Here is a 15,692-nt window from a genome sequence, read left to right as displayed (position 1 = left end):
ATCCGGCACGCACAACGCTGCAACTGGCCAATTCCGAAACCGGGATCGTGCAGCGCCTGCCGGATGGTCTGGCGGTGTCGGACATCACCCAAGGGTTCGGCAGAATACCGTTTTCCTATGCATGGTCCGGCGTGCAGATGGTGTTCTTGTCGGCGCATAAATTCGGCGGCCCCAAAGGGATCGGCGCGCTGATTATGCCCCGCGGGCATGACCTTGCCGCGCAGATCAAGGGCGGTGGGCAGGAAATGGGCCGCAGGTCCGGCACCGAAAACGTCATCGCCATCGCGGGCATGGGCGCTGCAGCACAGGCAGCACAGCGTGATCTGGCGGCAGGGCGCTGGGAACAGGTTGCGCAACTTAGAAATATTCTAGAAAAGGCCATTGAGGCTGCCGAAAAGAATACTATTTTTGTAGGGAAAGGTCTGGAACGCTTGCCGAACACGACGTGTTTTGTAACACCGGGCTGGAAAGGCGAAACACAGGTGATGGCGATGGATCTGGCAGGGTTTGCCGTTTCCGCCGGATCGGCCTGTTCGTCCGGCAAGGTCAAGCAAAGCCGCGTGTTGCACGCGCTTGGTCTGGATGGCGATGATGCGGCCTGCGCGCTGCGGGTGTCGCTGGGGCTGGACACAACAGAAGAAGAGGTCTTGCGCTTTGCGCAGGCCTGGACACAGAAACGCGCGCGGTTGCGTGCGGCATGAGGGGAAGACAATGACTGTTTTGGACAAAATCGAAGTCAAGGAAGGTGTCGATCAGGACACGGTCGATGCGGTCGCAGCCCTGTCTGGCACCTATAAACACGGCTGGGAAACCGAGATCGAGATGGATTACGCCCCCAAAGGCGTGAACCCCGATATCGTGCGGCTGATTTCATCCAAGAATGAAGAACCCGAATGGATGACCGAATGGCGTCTGCAGGCCTTCACCCGCTGGGAACAGATGACAGAACCAACATGGGCGATGGTCAGTTATCCGAAAATCGACTTTCAGGACATCTATTACTACGCCCGCCCGAAAAGCATGGCGATCAAGCCCAAGTCATTGGATGATGTCGATCCCAAATTGCTGGCGACCTATGCCAAACTGGGTATCCCGCTGAAGGAACAGGCGATTTTGGCCGGTGTCGAAGGCGCGGAAAACATGCCCGCCGAAGGCCGCAAGGTCGCGGTGGATGCGGTGTTTGACTCTGTCTCCGTCGGCACGACCTTTCAGGCCGAACTGAAAAAGGCCGGCGTGATCTTCTGTTCGATATCAGAGGCGATCCGCGATCACCCGGAACTGGTGAAGAAATACCTCGGCTCCGTCGTCCCACAATCCGACAATTACTATGCGACGCTGAATTCGGCGGTCTTTTCCGACGGCTCGTTCGTCTACATCCCGCCGGGCGTGCGCTGCCCGATGGAATTGTCGACTTATTTCCGGATCAATGCCGAAAACACCGGCCAGTTTGAACGCACTCTGATCATTGCGGATAAGGGCTCTTATGTCTCTTACCTCGAAGGGTGCACCGCACCCAAACGCGATGTGGCACAGCTTCACGCCGCCGTGGTCGAGATCATCGTCGAGGAAGATGCAGAGGTGAAATATTCCACCGTGCAGAACTGGTATCCCGGTGATGAAAACGGCAAGGGCGGGATCTATAACTTTGTCACCAAACGCGCCGATTGCCGGGGTGACCGGGCCAAGGTGATGTGGACGCAGGTCGAAACCGGCTCTGCCGTGACATGGAAATACCCGTCCTGCATTCTGCGCGGCGATGACAGCCAGGGTGAATTCTATTCCATCGCCATCGCCAACAACATGCAGCAGGCTGATACCGGCACGAAAATGGTGCATCTGGGCAAGAATACCAAATCGCGCATCGTGTCCAAGGGGATCAGCGCGGGCAAGGCGCAGAACACCTATCGCGGGCTGGTGTCGATGCACCCGCGCGCCAAGAACAGCCGCAACTATACCCAATGCGACAGCCTGTTGATCGGCGATCAATGCGGCGCCCATACCGTGCCCTATATCGAGGTGAAGAATAATTCATCGCGGGTTGAGCATGAGGCGACGACATCCAAGGTCGACGACGATCAATTGTTCTATTGCCGCAGCCGTGGCATGGACGAGGAAGAAGCCGTCGCGCTGGTCGTCAACGGGTTCTGCAAAGAAGTGTTGCAGGCCCTGCCGATGGAATTCGCGATGGAAGCGCAGGCGCTTGTCGCAATCTCGTTGGAAGGATCGGTGGGGTGAAACGCGTCGAAGGGATGCATCTTGGTGATCTGGTGATCGAGGAGGACGCTCTTGTCCTGCGGAACACCATGATCAACGGCAACCTGCATATGCGCGGCGGCGCGCGCGTGATTGTCGACGGCATGGTCGGCGGCACGCTGATCGCCGATGACAGCGACGTGGTATTGAACGGAATGGCGCAACGCGTCGAAACGCGCGGCAAGGGCAAGATTGACGGACCCGGCATGCGCGGCCAAGTGATGAAGTAAGGAAGAATAAGATGCTGGAAATCAACAACCTACACGCCGAACTTGAAGAAGATGCGCAGGTAAAAATCCTCAACGGTTTGACGCTGTCGATCAAGCCGGGTGAAGTGCATGCGATCATGGGGCCGAACGGGTCGGGCAAATCCACTCTGTCCTATATCCTGTCCGGCAAGGACGGATATGCGGTGACAGACGGGTCCGCCACACTGGAAGGTGCCGATCTGCTGGATATGCACCCTGAAGAACGCGCCGCCGCCGGCCTGTTTCTGGCGTTCCAATACCCCGTCGAAATTCCCGGCGTCGGCAACATGACCTTTCTGCGCACCGCCGTGAACGCACAGCGCAAGGCGCGCGGGCAGGAAGAGATGAGCGCGGGTGATTTCCTCAAGGAAGTCCGCGCCAAGGCCAAAGATCTTAAGATCGACGCTGAAATGCTCAAGCGGCCCGTCAACGTGGGCTTCTCGGGCGGCGAGAAGAAGCGCAACGAAATCCTGCAGATGGCGATGCTGGAACCCAAGATGTGCATTCTGGATGAAACCGATTCCGGGCTGGATGTCGATGCGATGAAACTGGTCGCTGACGGCGTGAACGCGCTGCGGTCGGACAATCGGTCTTTCCTTGTGATCACGCATTACCAGCGCCTTCTGGACCATATCAAACCCGATTTCGTGCATATCCTGTCGGAAGGCAAAATCATCAAATCCGGCGGCCCGGAACTGGCGCTAGAGGTTGAACACAACGGCTATGCCGATCTGTTGGCAGGGGCGGCCTGATGGCAGTTGCGCAATTGAAACTGGATACCACCACCAACCGGCTGGCCGCTGTCAGCGTGCCGGACGGGGCAGTCTGGGCGCAGGCGGCGCGCAGCGATGCTTTGGCGCGGGTCAGCGCCATGGGCCTGCCCACGCGGCGCGATGAATACTGGCGCTACACCGACCCTGCGTCATTGGTCGCGATCGACGCCCCTGCGGCGGCACTGTTCGACAATGGTGAAGGGCCGTTGTTCGCGGGCGTGGACAAGATCGCGCTGGTCTTTGTCGATGGTATCTTCGATGCCAGCCAATCGGACGACCTGACCGGCACGGGGCTGGAAATCGACCATCTGTCCGCCGCGACGCAGGCCGATATCCATTGGGCCAAGGACCTTTACGGCACATTGGAACAGCGCGGGCAAAATCCCGTGCCGCGTCCCTTGGCCGCGCTGAACACCGCGATTGCCACAGATGGGATCGTGATCCGTGCGACGGATGCCGTGACGCGGCCCGTGCATATCACCTATCTGCACCAGTCCGAAACATCCGACGTCACCCTGCACCATGTCGTCCGGGTGGAAGACGGCGCGCGCCTGACCTTGCTTGAAACCGGCCCCGGTGCCGCAAGACTGAATACCTGTCTGGAGGTGGATATCGCCAGCAAAGGGCAATTCCACCACATCCGCGTGCAAGGCAATGATCATGAACGCCGGGCCGTGACGCATTGTTTTGCGCAGCTTGGTACGGAATCCGTGTTCAAATCCTTCACGCTGGCCTTCAACGGCGTGCTGACGCGCAATGAATGCGTGATCGACATGCGCGGCGATGATGCAATCGCCCATGTGGCGGGTGCCTGCGTCGGGGATGGCGATGATTTCCACCATGATGACACCATATTCGTGACCCATGACGCGCTGCGCGGCGAAAGCCGTCAGGTGTTCAAAAAAGTCCTGCGCAACGGCGCGGTCGGCGTGTTCCAAGGCAAGATCCTTGTCAAACAAGGCGCGCAGAAAACCGATGGCTATCAGATCAGCCAGTCCTTGCTGCTGGACGACGACAGCCAGTTCCTCGCCAAGCCAGAGCTTGAGATTTACGCAGATGACGTCGCCTGTTCGCATGGGTCCACCACCGGGGCGATTGACGAGGTGGCTTTGTTCTATCTGCGCTCGCGCGGTGTGCCCTTGCATGATGCGCGCAATCTGCTGACGCTGTCGTTCCTCGCCGAAGCGCTGGCCGAAATCGAAGACGCGGACCTTGCCGAAGAATTGCAAACCCGGCTGGAAGGCTGGCTGGCGCGGCGGGCCTGATGCCCGTCACCAGCGACATCGTGCGGACATGGCGCGCGCCGCGTGCGGTGATGCGCGATATTCTGGATCAGGGCAGGCGGGAAGACCGGGCAATCGCCTATCTGCTGATTGCCTGTTTCCTGATCTTCATCGCGCAATGGCCGCGCCTGTCGCGGATGGCCGCAGGTTTCGATCTGGCACCGGGGGCAGAGGTGCCGGCGCTTGACCGGCTGATGGCCTATGAATTTCTGGCCTGGCTGATGGTCTGGCCTTTGTTCCTGTATTTCCTCGCCGCCGTCACACATCTTGTGGCGCGTCTGTTCGGCGGCAAAGGCACGATGTATGGTGCCCGTGTCGCCCTGTTCTGGACGATGCTGGCGACATCCCCCGCGATCCTGCTGCACGGCATGATGCGGGGTTTTGTCGGGCCGGGGATCGAGACGAATATTATTGGCGCATTCTGGCTGATCGCCTTTGCGGTCATCTGGGTGCAATCAATGCGCGAAGCAGAAAGCGAACGATGAACATGACACCGCAATCTGCGCTGCGCGCCCTCTGGGGGACGATCACCGACCCTGCCAATGCCGCGCGCCATGTGCTGACATGGCAGATCAGTCTGGCCAACCTCTGGGCGGCCCTGTTGCTGGTGGCGGTGCTGAACGTGCTGATGCTGGCGCTGCTGCAGGCGGTGTCGCCGGTGCCTGTCGCGCTGGAAGGGCAAGGCATGGGGCTGACGCCCTTCAGCTATGCCGCGATCATCCTCGTGTTCCTGTTTCTGCTGGTTTACACGATCTACCACATCGGCCGGATGATGGGCGGGCAGGGTACGGTCGACGATTCCCTCAAGGTCATCGTCCTGTTTCAGGCTGTCAGCGTCTCGCTCGAAGCGGTGCAGGTCCTGCTGGTGATCATCAGCCCGATGATCGCGGGCTATTTCGGTATCATCTCTCTCGTGATCCTGATCCGCTGTGTGCTGAATTTCGTCAATGTGATGCATGGGTTCGAAAGCATCGGCAAGACCATTCTGGTCATGCTTTTCGCGCTGATCGCCACGGCATTGATCGCAGGTATCGTCCTGTCAGTTCTGGGCGTCGCCCCTACCGGAGTCCCCGCATGACCCTAGATATCCCCAAAATCCGCGCCGATTTCCCGATCCTGTCGCGGCAGGTGAATGGCAAGCCACTGGTTTACCTTGATAACGGCGCATCGGCGCAGAAACCGCAGGTTGTGATCGATGCGGTCACGCAGGCCTATTCCCACGAATATGCCAATGTGCATCGCGGGTTGCATTACCTGTCCAACCTCGCGACTGAAAAATACGAGGGTGTGCGCAGCACCATCGCGCGCTTTCTGAATGCGGGGTCAGAGGATGAGATCATCATGAACTCCGGCACCACCGAGGGGATCAATATGGTCGCCTACGGCTGGGCTATGCCCCGGATGGAAGCAGGCGATGAAATCGTGCTGTCGATCATGGAACATCACGCCAATATCGTGCCTTGGCACTTCCTGCGCGAACGGCAGGGCGTGGTGATCAAATGGGTCGAAACCGATGCGCGCGGCGATCTGGACCCGCAAAAGGTGATCGACGCGATAGGTCCAAAGACCAAACTGGTCGCCATCACCCATATGTCCAACGTGCTGGGCACCGTGGTGGATATCAAGGCGATCACCGCCGGCGCGCATGCCAAGGGCGTGCCCGTGCTGGTGGACGGATCGCAGGCCGCCGTGCATATGCCCGTCGATGTGCAGGCGCTGGGATGCGATTTCTATGCGATCACGGGGCATAAACTTTACGGCCCGTCCGGGTCCGGTGCGATCTATGTGCGCCGCGAACGTATGGACGAAATGCGCCCCTTCCTAGGCGGCGGCGACATGATCCGCGAGGTCAGCCGCGATACGGTGACATGGAACGACCCCCCGATGAAGTTCGAGGCCGGCACACCCGGCATTGTGCAGATGATCGGGCTGGGCGTTGCGCTGGATTACATGACTGGGCTGGGGATGGAGAATATCGCCGATTATGAACGCGGCCTGCGCAATTATGCGCGCGACCGGCTGGACGGGCTGAACTGGGTGCAGGTGCAGGGCAATTCCGACAGCAAGGGCGCGATCTTTTCCTTCACATTGGAAGGGGCCGCACATGCGCATGACATTTCCACCGTGCTGGACAAAAAAGGCGTCGCCGTGCGGGCCGGGGCGCATTGCTGCATGCCGTTGATGGAACATATCGGCCAGAACGCCACCTGCCGCGCGTCATTCGGTGTCTATAACACGCCCGAGGAAGTCGACGTTCTGATCGACGCGCTGGAATTGTGCCACGACCTGTTTTCCTGACTTTTGACATTGCGAGGCCCGTCCGGCCCCGCTATAGAACCGCCTAAGGCACCCGTAGCTCAGCTGGATAGAGCGCTGCCCTCCGAAGGCAGAGGCCACAGGTTCGAATCCTGTCGGGTGCACCAAATTCCGTCGTAAATAACGGCTCAATATACCGTTCTCAGCCTGTCCCACGTTGACAAGGCAGGGCTTTCCCGCTCCATCAGCATATGACAGATATTTTCCCGCGCATAAGGAAATGGCTGACGGCCGAATGGCTGTTGGTTATCCTGATCGGCCTTTTACCGGTGATGCTGTGGGCGGTCCCCGCACCATTGCCTGATCTGATCGCGCTGGTGGATTGGAAGACTGTTGCGGCGCTGGCAGGGCTGATGGTGCTCAGCCGTGGGTTGGAAATTTCGGGCCTGATCGACCGTCTGGGCCGGATGATGATCGCGAAACTGCGCAGCACCCGTGGGCTGGCCTTTGCGCTGGTGCTGTTTGCGGCGCTGCTTTCGGCAGTGGTCACGAATGATGTGGCCCTGTTCGTGACCGTGCCGCTGACCCTTGGACTGGCGCGTGTGGCGAACCTGCCGGTGGCGCGGCTGGTGATCTTTCAGGCGCTGGCGGTCAATGCGGGCTCTGCGCTGTCGCCGGTGGGCAATCCGCAGAACCTGTTTTTATGGCAACGGTCCGGGGCGGGATTTGTGGAATTTACCCTTGCCATGCTGCCGATGGCCGGGGCGATGCTGATCATCGTACTTGCGCTGATCCCCCTTGGCTTTGGCCGGGCGCGGCTGGTTCTGCACGACACCACGGGCGCTGTGCCGCTACAGCGCGGGCTGATGATGCTATCACTGGCGGCCTATCCGATGTTTCTGCTGGCGGTGAATGCGGGCCATGCGCTGATCGGGGCGGGTGCTGTTCTGGCGGTCTTTGCGTTGCTCTTTCGCAATCTGCTGCGCGGGGTGGATTGGCCGCTGCTGCTGGTTTTTGTGCTGATGTTTGTCAACTTGGGATTGCTGGGTCAGGTTCCCACCTTGGCGGCCCTGACCGCCGCAGCGATGGATGGGGCCGACGCGGCCTATGCTGTGGGGGCGCTGCTGTCGCAAGTCATGTCGAATGTCCCGGCGGCGATTTTTCTGGCCCCTTTCGCCGAGGATTGGCGCGCGCTCGCCTGGGGGGTTAACGTCGGCGGCTTTGGTTTGGCCATCGGGTCACTGGCCAATCTGATCGCGCTGCGGCTTGGCGGGCAAAAGGGGATTTGGTGGCAGTTCCACCTGTGGTCGCTACCGGTCTTCGGCGCAAGCCTTGGCGCCGGAGCATTGCTGCTGGCTTTGCTGGGCTGACAGCAGAAAAAAACGCCGCCCAGGATCAGGGGCGGCGTATCGTCATTCACTCATTCCCACTCGATCGTGCCGGGGGGTTTGCTGGTAATATCATAGGTCACGCGGTTGATCCCCGTCACCTCGTTGATGATCCGTGTTGCGGTCTCGCCCAGAAAATCATGGCTGAAGGGGTAATAATCCGCCGTCATCCCGTCCACCGATGTCACCGCGCGCAGGGCGCAGGCGAAATCATAGGTTCGTCCGTCGCCCATTACGCCCACGGTGCGCACTGGCAGGATCGCGACGAAGGCCTGCCAGATATCATCATACAGCCCGTGTTTGCGGATCTGGTCGATGAAGACCGCGTCGGCCTTGCGCAGGATATCCAGCTTTTCGCGGGTAATCTCGCCGGGGCAGCGGATTGCCAGGCCAGGGCCGGGGAAAGGGTGACGCCCGATGAAACTGGGCGGCAGGCCGAGTTCGGCACCCAAGGCACGCACTTCGTCCTTGAAGAGTTCGCGCAGGGGTTCGACCAGTTTCAGGCCCATTTTTTCGGGCAACCCACCGACATTGTGGTGGCTTTTGATCGTCACGGACGGACCACCCGAAAACGACACCGATTCGATCACATCGGGGTAGAGCGTGCCTTGCGCCAGAAATTCTGCCCCTTCGATCCCGTTGGCGTATTTCTGAAACACGTCGATGAACAGCCCGCCGATGATCTTGCGCTTGGTTTCGGGGTCGCTGACACCGTCCAGCTTGCCCAGAAACAATTCGCGTTCATCGGCATGGATCAGCGGCATGTTGTAATGGTCGCGGAACATGGTCACGACCTCTTCCGCCTCGCCCTGCCGTAGCAGACCGTGATCGACGAAGACGCAGGTCAGTTGATCGCCGATCGCCTCATGGATCAGCACGGCAGCGACAGAGGAATCAACGCCGCCCGACAGACCGCAGATCACCTGTTTATCGCCGACCTGTTCGCGGATCGCGGCAATCGCCTGTTCGCGGTAAGCGCCCATGGTCCAGTCGCCGGAAAAGCCCGCGATGCGGACAAAGTTTTCATACAAACGCGCGCCGTTCGGGGTGTGGTGCACTTCGGGGTGGAATTGCACGGCATAAAAATGCCGGTCCACATCCGCCGTGACCGCAAATGGCGCGTTGGGCGATGTGCCATAGACCGCGAAGCCCGGCGCGATAGATGACACATGGTCGCCATGGCTCATCCAGACCTGTTCGCGGTCGGTCAGGAACCAGCCTTCCAGCAGGTCGAGTTTCTCCACCGGCGTCACAAAGGCGCGGCCGAATTCTGCCGTGCCATGCCCGCGTTCGACCTTGCCACCAAGGACATGCATCATCACTTGCTGGCCATAGCAGATGCCAAGGATCGGCACGCCAAGGTCGAACACCGATTTGGGTGGCATCGGCGCGCCATCGGCAAAGACGGATGCCGGACCGCCCGAGAAAATCACCGCCTTGGGCGCGAATTCGGCCAGAAATTCATCCGTCACGTTATGAAACGGGTGAATTTCGCAATAGACATTCAATTCGCGCAAGCGCCGCGCGATCAACTGGGTGACCTGAGAGCCGAAATCAATGATCAGCAGGCGTTCATAAGTGATGTTTTCCATGTGCTCTCCGGTAAAGCCAGTTGCGATCCTGCGCAAGAGGCGGGGAATGTCGTTTTCACGCCTGAGGCGGCGCAAACACGGCAGGGGCAGGGGCCGCGTGGCGGTAGAAAGGCGCAAACCTTGGGGGAATCGCCATGTCTGATACAGCAGTCACATCACCACGCCGTGCCCGTGGCGGCGGCGGGGCCGCGCGGCGCGCAGAACGCACCGCTGTCAGTGTCGAGACCGCGAAATATATCGAACGCAACATCCCCAATTACGAGGTCCTGACCGAGGAATCGTTGCAAGTGATCGAGGCGAATGCCGAAACGATTCTGGCCGAGATCGGGGTGAATTTCGTCGATAACCCTGCCGCGCTGGACCTGTGGCGCGATGCCGGGGCGGATATCGACGGCGAACGTGTCCGCATTCCGCGCGGCCTTGCGCGCAAGCTCTGCGCGACGGCCCCGTCCGAATTTACGCAACATGCCCGCAACCCCGACCGCAACGTGGTGATCGGCGGCAAGAATCTGGTGCTGGCCCCGGTCTACGGCCCGCCTTTCGTCCGCGATGCCGAAGGCGGGCGGCGCTACGCGACGATGGCGGATTTCGAAAAATTCGTGAAACTGGGCTATATGTCGAAATGGTTGCACCATTCCGGCGGCACGGTCTGCGAACCCACGGATGTGCCGGTGAACAAACGCCATCTGGATATGTTGCTGGCGCATATGACCCTCAGCGATAAACCCTTCATGGGGTCGGTGACGGAACCCAGCCGCGCGCAGGACAGCGTCGAGATGTGCGAGATTCTGTTCGGCAAGGAATTCGTGCGCGACAACACGGTGCTGACATCGCTGATCAACATCAATTCGCCGCTGACCTTTGACAGCGTCATGATGGGCGCGCTGGAGGTGTTCGCCCGCCATAATCAGGCGTCGATCATCAGCCCATTCATTGTCGGCGGTGCCATGGCCCCGGTGTCGGTCGCAGGCACCCTGACGCAGGTATTGGCCGAGGTGATGGCCGGTGTCGCCTATTCCCAATTGATCCGCCCCGGCGCGCCGGTGATTTTCGGCACATTCGTCGCCTCTATCGACATGAATTCCGGCGCGCCCACCTTTGGCACGCCAGAGGCCAGCCAGATCACCTATGGCGCGGGCCAGCTTGCCCGCCGGATGGGCCTGCCGTATCGGTCTGCCGGGTCGTTCTGTGGGTCGAAACTGCCCGATGCGCAGGCCGCCTATGAAACCGCCAACAGCCTCAATATGGGGTTGCTGTCGGGGGTGAATTTCATGCTCCACGCCTGCGGCTGGCTGGAAGGCGGGCTGGTCGCCAGTTTTGAAAAATTCGTCATGGATGCCGATCAACTGGGCACACTGCACCATTTCGCACGCGGCGTGGATATGTCCGAAAACGGGCAGGCGATGGATGCGCTGGCCGAGGTCGGGCCGGGCGGGCATTTTCTGGGCTGCGAACATACGCAGGCCAATTTCAAATCCGCCTTCTGGCGGTCGGACCTGTTTGATTACAAACCGTTCGAGACATGGGACGAAGAAGGCGCGCGCGACACCCAGGCGCTAGCCAGCCTGCGGGTGAAACGGCTGATCGATACCTATCAGCAGCCCCCGCTGGACCCGGAAATCGAGGCGCGTCTGCGCGCCTATGTCGCCGATAAAAAGGCCGCGATGCCGGATGCCTTTGCCTGACCTTCCCCACGGGGAAGGTTTAGCGATCTTCCCCGCGGGGAAGATGTACCCCGCGCGCCTCATAGCGCACGCGGGGTTGCGGCGATCAGCAGACGTGCCTCTGCATTGATCGCGATCAGCAATTCCACATGGCGTGCCATTGAATAATCGCCCTTGCCGGACAATCGGCGTGCGTTGATCGTCGCCTCGCGGCTCAGCAGCGCCATCACCGCCGCCGCCGGGCGCGGCACCTTGTCGGTTTTCAGCAAACGGCGCAGCACCGCATCGCGTCGGTAATGGTCCAGCCCAAAACGGGCGGCGCGCACCAAAAGCGCGGGACGGTGCAATTGGCGAATCCGGGTCATGACATCAAGCATGGGGCAATCCTTTTGGTTGCAGGTCTGATGGCGCGAGTATCGCACAACCAATGCGGGTGTTGCCTGTTCTGTAATAGTTAAGAACGCTCCGCTTACGAAACCTTAGTGCATTGGTAACTATTGTTGACGCAGCCAGAATGGCGTTAACAAATGCGTAACCATACAATTTTAGGAAGAGTAGGCGATGATACATCTGACGGGAATCTCTGCCTCGACCGGGATGGTTGCGGGGAAAGGAAACAGATCATGAATGCACGATCCGGGCCGGATTTCGCCGATCCCTTCCCGCAATGGGTGCCCGATGCCGCCCGCAATTATCTGACCCATACGGAATCGGGCCTGTCGATCCGGGCCGTGGCGCGCGCCTGCGCCTGCCATCCGTCCACCATTTTGCGGCAGGTCCGCAAACTGGAAATCCGCCGCGATGATCTGCTGATCGACGGGGCGCTTAAATCGTTATCGGCGCAGGCCAGCGCCGGTTCCGGGGAACATCAAAAGGGAACAATATCAATGACGTCTGACAGCAACCCGACAGAAGCCGCGGGCGGTTTCGCCCTGACGCAACAGCGCATCGACCAAGAGGCGTGCCGCATCCTGCGCAGGTTATGTGAACAGGGCGCGGTGCTGGCCGCCGCCCGCGATCTGGACACCGCTGTGGTGGTGCGCGAAACTGCCGAAGGCGACCAGTTGCGCACGACATCGGTGGACCGTGAAATCGCGCAGGCCATGGCGCTGAAGGACTGGATCGCCTGTCTTGACCCCGACGCAAAGATCGCGCGCTATTACATCACCGGGCTGGGCCGTGCCGCATTGCGCCGTCTGACCGCCGAAGGTGAAAACCGCGCCAGCGGTTTCGCCGACAAGCTCGCGGGCGACGATACCGATACCGGCTGGGCGATGATGAAGCTAGAAACCGGCCGGACAAGGCCCGCGCGATATACCCCCGCCGAAAGCCCGCTGATCGGGCTGGCGCGCAGGCGCGACCGCGACGGCGGCTATTTTCTGACCCGTGACATGGTCGTCACCGGCGAACGGCTGCGCGAGGATTTTGAACTGGCGCAGTTGGCCACCGGCGGCAATCTGGACTGGACATATGCCGCCGTGGGCCGGATGCCCGCCATCTGCGCCGATGCCACGCCTGCCGCCCGCGCTGCGCATGAACGGGTCCGCGCCGCGCTGCATGATCTGGGGCCGGGGCTGGGCGATGTGGTGCTGCGCTGTTGCTGCCTGCTCGAAGGGCTGGAAACGACCGAGAAATGCATGGGCTGGTCGGCGCGGTCGGGCAAGATCGTTCTGCGCATCGCCCTTGACCGGCTGGCGCGGCATTACCGGCAAAGCCAGGGCGATTCCGGCCCGCTGATCGGCTAGCCGCATGTGCTGCACGCAGCCCTGTCATGCGCTCGCGCTTGGGATTGGACAAATCCTGCGCGCAAGGCTACCTGTATAACATATCTGAGCGGAGCAAACCGATGTCCCCACGCGATCTCAAGATCCCGGCGCAACGCCATCCCGAAAAGCAGCGGCGCATCGACGCACCCCAGCCCAAGAAACCGGATTGGATCAGGGTCAAGGCACCGACGTCTGAAGGCTATAAAACCACCCGCGACATCATGCGCGAACATAAACTGGTCACCGTCTGTGAAGAGGCGGGTTGCCCCAATGTCGGTGAATGCTGGTCACAGGGCCATGCCACGATGATGATCATGGGCGAGGTTTGCACCCGCGCCTGCACCTTCTGCAACATCGCCACCGGCAAACCACCCGAAGCCTTGGATGTTTTCGAGCCGGGCCGCGTCGCCGATGCGGTGAAAAAGCTGGGGCTGAACCATGTGGTGATCACATCGGTGGACCGCGACGATGTCGAAGACGGCGGTGCAGAACATTTCGCCCAGACCATCCGCGCCGTACGCCGCCAGTCGCCCGGCACGACGATCGAAATCCTGACGCCCGATTTCATCCGCTGCGATCCGGCGGTGCTGGAGGTGGTGGTGAAAGCCCGCCCCGATGTGTTTAACCATAACCTGGAAACCGTGCCGGGGCTGTACCCCGAGGTGCGGCCCGGTGCGCGCTATTTCCATTCGCTGCGGCTGTTGCAGCGGGTCAAGGAACTGGACCCGTCGATGTTCACCAAATCCGGCATCATGGTGGGCTTGGGCGAGGACAAGCAATCTGTCATGCAGGTCATGGATGACATGCGCGCCGCGGATATCGATTTCCTGACCGTGGGCCAATATCTGCAACCGACGCCGAAACACCACCGGGTTGACCGTTTCGTCACGCCAGAGGAATTCGCAGGCTATGAAAAGGCCGCCTATGGCAAGGGGTTCCTGATGGTCTCCGCCACGCCGCTGACGCGGTCATCTTATCACGCTGGTGATGATTTCGCGCGCCTGCGGGATGCAAGGAACAGAAAACTCGGGATCGCCTGACGCCTTCACTTCTTTTTTCCAAAAATACGAAGCCTGTCCCTGACTTGATCCGGGGGGTGCGGGGCGGCGTCCCACGATCTCAAGGCAGGGCCTTGAGATAGGCGGCAATCGCTAGCCTGTCTTCATCGGTCAGTTGCGCGGTATTGCGGATCACATCAGCCATAGTGCCGCCGGCGCTGTCGAAATCGGGGGTGAACCCGCTGCTAAGGTATTCGGCGATATCCTGTTGCGACCAGTCCAGTCCGGCAGGGGTGATGTCTGGGATACGCCCGTCGCCGCTGGGGTTGGGCGCACCTGTCATCCATGCGCTGCGGTCCGGCCCGCCCAAGGCATTCCGCGGCGTGTGGCATTCGGCGCAATGGGCCAAAGCCTCGACCAATTCCCGCCCGCGTTCCAGTTCTGGGGTGTCTGCGTCCATCACCCAGGTATCGCGCAGGTAAAGCGCCTTCCACGGACCAAGGCTGGCACGGATGTTGTAGGGAAAACCCAGATCATGCGGCTGGCTGGGTGTCGCATCGGCGGGCAGGGTGCGCAGATGGGCGATCAGGTCGGCCACGTCCTGCAGATCGGCCTTGATATAGCTGGTATAGGGAAAGGCCGGGTAATAATGCGCGCCGTCGGGTGACACGCCGCGCGTGATCGCGCTGGCGAGGTCCAGATCGGACCAGTTGCCCACGCCATGTACCGGATCGGGGGATATGTTGGGCGCGATAAACGTGCCGAAATCGCTGGCAAATGCCTTGCCACCGGCCAGCACATCGGGCGGGCCATCGGGTGCTGTGTGGCATGACGCGCAGCCCGCGGCGGCAAAGGTGATTTCGCCCCGCGCGGCATCACCGGTGATCCCGTCAAGGGCGTTGGCGGGCAGGGGGCTGGGTCTGGTGACGACCCAGCCTGCGCCGATGCCGACCACGACGATCCCCACGATCCAAGGCCAGCGGGCCATTAATTTGCTGGGGCGCGGAAATTTTCGTGGCAGGCGCCACAGGATTGCCCGACCGGGCCAAAGGCCCCTTTCAGTGCGTCAAGCCCGTCACCTGCGACCAGTGCCAGCGCGGCGGTCGCATCTTCCATGTTCTGCTTGACCTCCAGATAGCCGTCGGGATTGGTCCAGATCTCGGCCCGCGCGCGGCTGTTTTCCAGTGAACTGTCGGTGCCATCGACCCAGAAGGGGCTTTGGTCGATGGCGGCCATGGCGGCCAGATTGCTGGCGGCGGCAGCGGCGACATCCGCGTCATAGGGGATACGGTCCTGCGCCATCTGGCCCAGCGGGGTCAGGTAAAAGCCGTAAAGCGACATATGCGCCTGCCGCGCGGTCATCGCGCGTTCCTGATCTTCGGTCAGATCCTGCGCCAGCAGGGCGGTGGTGGACATGAAAACAGCGGTAACAATGAAAACGTGGCGGCGCATGGCAATCTCCGGTTGCTGA

16 protein-coding genes and 1 tRNA gene are annotated in these 15,692 nt (G+C 60.7%); 13 read left to right on the top strand and 4 right to left on the bottom strand.

Translation table 11 applies throughout. The features are described 5' to 3' along the window. The 10 genes from ACK4TM_RS08065 to ACK4TM_RS08020 all read left to right on the top strand — a co-directional run. The coding region (locus ACK4TM_RS08065) for a cysteine desulfurase family protein (RefSeq protein ID WP_409699416.1) at nt 1–701 on the top strand (701 nt) is incomplete at its 5' end. A 10-nt stretch (nt 702–711) separates the two neighbouring features. Then, on the top strand, nt 712–2,235 hold the full coding sequence (gene sufB, locus ACK4TM_RS08060; protein WP_409699413.1) for a Fe-S cluster assembly protein SufB: 1,524 nt from the start codon (nt 712–714) through the stop codon (nt 2,233–2,235). Further along, a complete protein-coding gene (locus tag ACK4TM_RS08055; protein WP_409699410.1) occupies nt 2,232–2,483 on the top strand; it encodes a hypothetical protein in 252 nt (83 codons plus the stop codon). Before sufB ends, ACK4TM_RS08055 begins: the two co-directional genes overlap by 4 nt. Nucleotides 2,484–2,494: 11 nt before the next feature. Next, entirely contained in the window at nt 2,495–3,253 is a 759-nt protein-coding gene (sufC, locus tag ACK4TM_RS08050) for a Fe-S cluster assembly ATPase SufC (RefSeq protein ID WP_409699407.1), read from the top strand. Further along, nucleotides 3,253–4,539 (top strand): SufB/SufD family protein, encoded by a 1,287-nt coding sequence (locus ACK4TM_RS08045; RefSeq protein ID WP_409699404.1) that lies wholly within the window; start codon nt 3,253–3,255, stop codon nt 4,537–4,539. The genes sufC and ACK4TM_RS08045 overlap by 1 nt, the downstream gene beginning before the upstream one ends. Beyond that, nucleotides 4,539–5,042: a YIP1 family protein gene (locus ACK4TM_RS08040; RefSeq protein ID WP_409699402.1), complete on the top strand. Its 504-nt coding sequence runs from the start codon at nt 4,539–4,541 to the stop codon at nt 5,040–5,042. The genes ACK4TM_RS08045 and ACK4TM_RS08040 overlap by 1 nt, the downstream gene beginning before the upstream one ends. Then, nucleotides 5,039–5,635, top strand: coding sequence for a YIP1 family protein (locus ACK4TM_RS08035; protein WP_409699400.1), 597 nt, complete (start codon nt 5,039–5,041; stop codon nt 5,633–5,635). The genes ACK4TM_RS08040 and ACK4TM_RS08035 overlap by 4 nt, the downstream gene beginning before the upstream one ends. After that, entirely contained in the window at nt 5,632–6,855 is a 1,224-nt protein-coding gene (locus tag ACK4TM_RS08030; RefSeq protein WP_409699398.1) for a cysteine desulfurase, read from the top strand. The genes ACK4TM_RS08035 and ACK4TM_RS08030 overlap by 4 nt, the downstream gene beginning before the upstream one ends. A gap of 48 nt (nt 6,856–6,903) precedes the next feature. Continuing rightward, nucleotides 6,904–6,980, top strand: a tRNA-Arg gene (locus ACK4TM_RS08025). 84 nt (nt 6,981–7,064) lie between these two features. Beyond that, complete coding sequence (locus ACK4TM_RS08020) at nt 7,065–8,183, top strand: SLC13 family permease (RefSeq protein WP_409699396.1); 1,119 nt, start codon at nt 7,065–7,067, stop codon at nt 8,181–8,183. 50 nt (nt 8,184–8,233) lie between these two features. On the opposite strand, the gene guaA is transcribed toward ACK4TM_RS08020, so the two are convergent. Then, nucleotides 8,234–9,793 (bottom strand): glutamine-hydrolyzing GMP synthase, encoded by a 1,560-nt coding sequence (guaA, locus tag ACK4TM_RS08015; RefSeq protein WP_409699393.1) that lies wholly within the window; start codon nt 9,791–9,793, stop codon nt 8,234–8,236. A gap of 134 nt (nt 9,794–9,927) precedes the next feature. Between guaA and ACK4TM_RS08010 the strand changes: the two genes are divergently transcribed. Continuing rightward, nucleotides 9,928–11,478 carry a trimethylamine methyltransferase family protein gene (locus tag ACK4TM_RS08010; protein ID WP_409699390.1) on the top strand — a complete coding sequence of 517 codons (1,551 nt, stop codon included), beginning with the start codon at nt 9,928–9,930 and terminating at the stop codon, nt 11,476–11,478. A 59-nt stretch (nt 11,479–11,537) separates the two neighbouring features. Here the strand turns inward: ACK4TM_RS08010 and ACK4TM_RS08005 are convergent, their stop codons facing one another. After that, a complete protein-coding gene (locus tag ACK4TM_RS08005) occupies nt 11,538–11,834 on the bottom strand; it encodes a DUF6477 family protein (RefSeq protein WP_409699387.1) in 297 nt (98 codons plus the stop codon). Nucleotides 11,835–12,080: 246 nt separating this feature from the next. Here ACK4TM_RS08005 and ACK4TM_RS08000 point away from each other — a divergent pair, with 246 nt between their 5' ends. Then, complete coding sequence (locus ACK4TM_RS08000) at nt 12,081–13,202, top strand: DUF6456 domain-containing protein (protein WP_409699384.1); 1,122 nt, start codon at nt 12,081–12,083, stop codon at nt 13,200–13,202. A gap of 101 nt (nt 13,203–13,303) precedes the next feature. After that, a complete protein-coding gene (lipA, locus tag ACK4TM_RS07995; protein ID WP_409699381.1) occupies nt 13,304–14,263 on the top strand; it encodes a lipoyl synthase in 960 nt (319 codons plus the stop codon). A gap of 79 nt (nt 14,264–14,342) precedes the next feature. Here lipA and ACK4TM_RS07990 read toward each other — a convergent pair whose 3' ends face one another. Beyond that, on the bottom strand, nt 14,343–15,209 hold the full coding sequence (locus ACK4TM_RS07990) for a c-type cytochrome (protein ID WP_409699378.1): 867 nt from the start codon (nt 15,207–15,209) through the stop codon (nt 14,343–14,345). Beyond that, complete coding sequence (locus ACK4TM_RS07985) at nt 15,209–15,673, bottom strand: c-type cytochrome (protein ID WP_409699376.1); 465 nt, start codon at nt 15,671–15,673, stop codon at nt 15,209–15,211. The genes ACK4TM_RS07990 and ACK4TM_RS07985 overlap by 1 nt, the downstream gene beginning before the upstream one ends. Between the last annotated feature and the right edge of the window lie 19 nt (nt 15,674–15,692).

This window comes from Yoonia sp. (genome assembly GCF_046292185.1).
Taxonomy (GTDB): Bacteria; Pseudomonadota; Alphaproteobacteria; order Rhodobacterales; family Rhodobacteraceae; genus Yoonia.
This window is presented reverse-complemented; position numbering and strand designations above follow the sequence as displayed.

Bases quoted from the DNA above. Each gene is read 5' to 3' on its own strand.
- ACK4TM_RS08005 (WP_409699387.1), bottom strand. From the start codon at position 11,834: ATGCTTGATGTCATGACCCGGATTCGCCAATTGCACCGTCCCGCGCTT.
- sufC (WP_409699407.1), top strand. From the start codon at position 2,495: ATGCTGGAAATCAACAACCTACACGCCGAACTTGAAGAAGATGCGCAG.
- guaA (WP_409699393.1), bottom strand. From the start codon at position 9,793: ATGGAAAACATCACTTATGAACGCCTGCTGATCATTGATTTCGGCTCT.
- lipA (WP_409699381.1), top strand. From the start codon at position 13,304: ATGTCCCCACGCGATCTCAAGATCCCGGCGCAACGCCATCCCGAAAAG.
- ACK4TM_RS08010 (WP_409699390.1), top strand. From the start codon at position 9,928: ATGTCTGATACAGCAGTCACATCACCACGCCGTGCCCGTGGCGGCGGC.
- ACK4TM_RS08030 (WP_409699398.1), top strand. From the start codon at position 5,632: ATGACCCTAGATATCCCCAAAATCCGCGCCGATTTCCCGATCCTGTCG.
- ACK4TM_RS07985 (WP_409699376.1), bottom strand. From the start codon at position 15,673: ATGCGCCGCCACGTTTTCATTGTTACCGCTGTTTTCATGTCCACCACC.
- ACK4TM_RS08040 (WP_409699402.1), top strand. From the start codon at position 4,539: ATGCCCGTCACCAGCGACATCGTGCGGACATGGCGCGCGCCGCGTGCG.
- ACK4TM_RS08000 (WP_409699384.1), top strand. From the start codon at position 12,081: ATGAATGCACGATCCGGGCCGGATTTCGCCGATCCCTTCCCGCAATGG.
- ACK4TM_RS08020 (WP_409699396.1), top strand. From the start codon at position 7,065: ATGACAGATATTTTCCCGCGCATAAGGAAATGGCTGACGGCCGAATGG.
- sufB (WP_409699413.1), top strand. From the start codon at position 712: ATGACTGTTTTGGACAAAATCGAAGTCAAGGAAGGTGTCGATCAGGAC.
- ACK4TM_RS07990 (WP_409699378.1), bottom strand. From the start codon at position 15,209: ATGGCCCGCTGGCCTTGGATCGTGGGGATCGTCGTGGTCGGCATCGGC.
- ACK4TM_RS08045 (WP_409699404.1), top strand. From the start codon at position 3,253: ATGGCAGTTGCGCAATTGAAACTGGATACCACCACCAACCGGCTGGCC.
- ACK4TM_RS08035 (WP_409699400.1), top strand. From the start codon at position 5,039: ATGAACATGACACCGCAATCTGCGCTGCGCGCCCTCTGGGGGACGATC.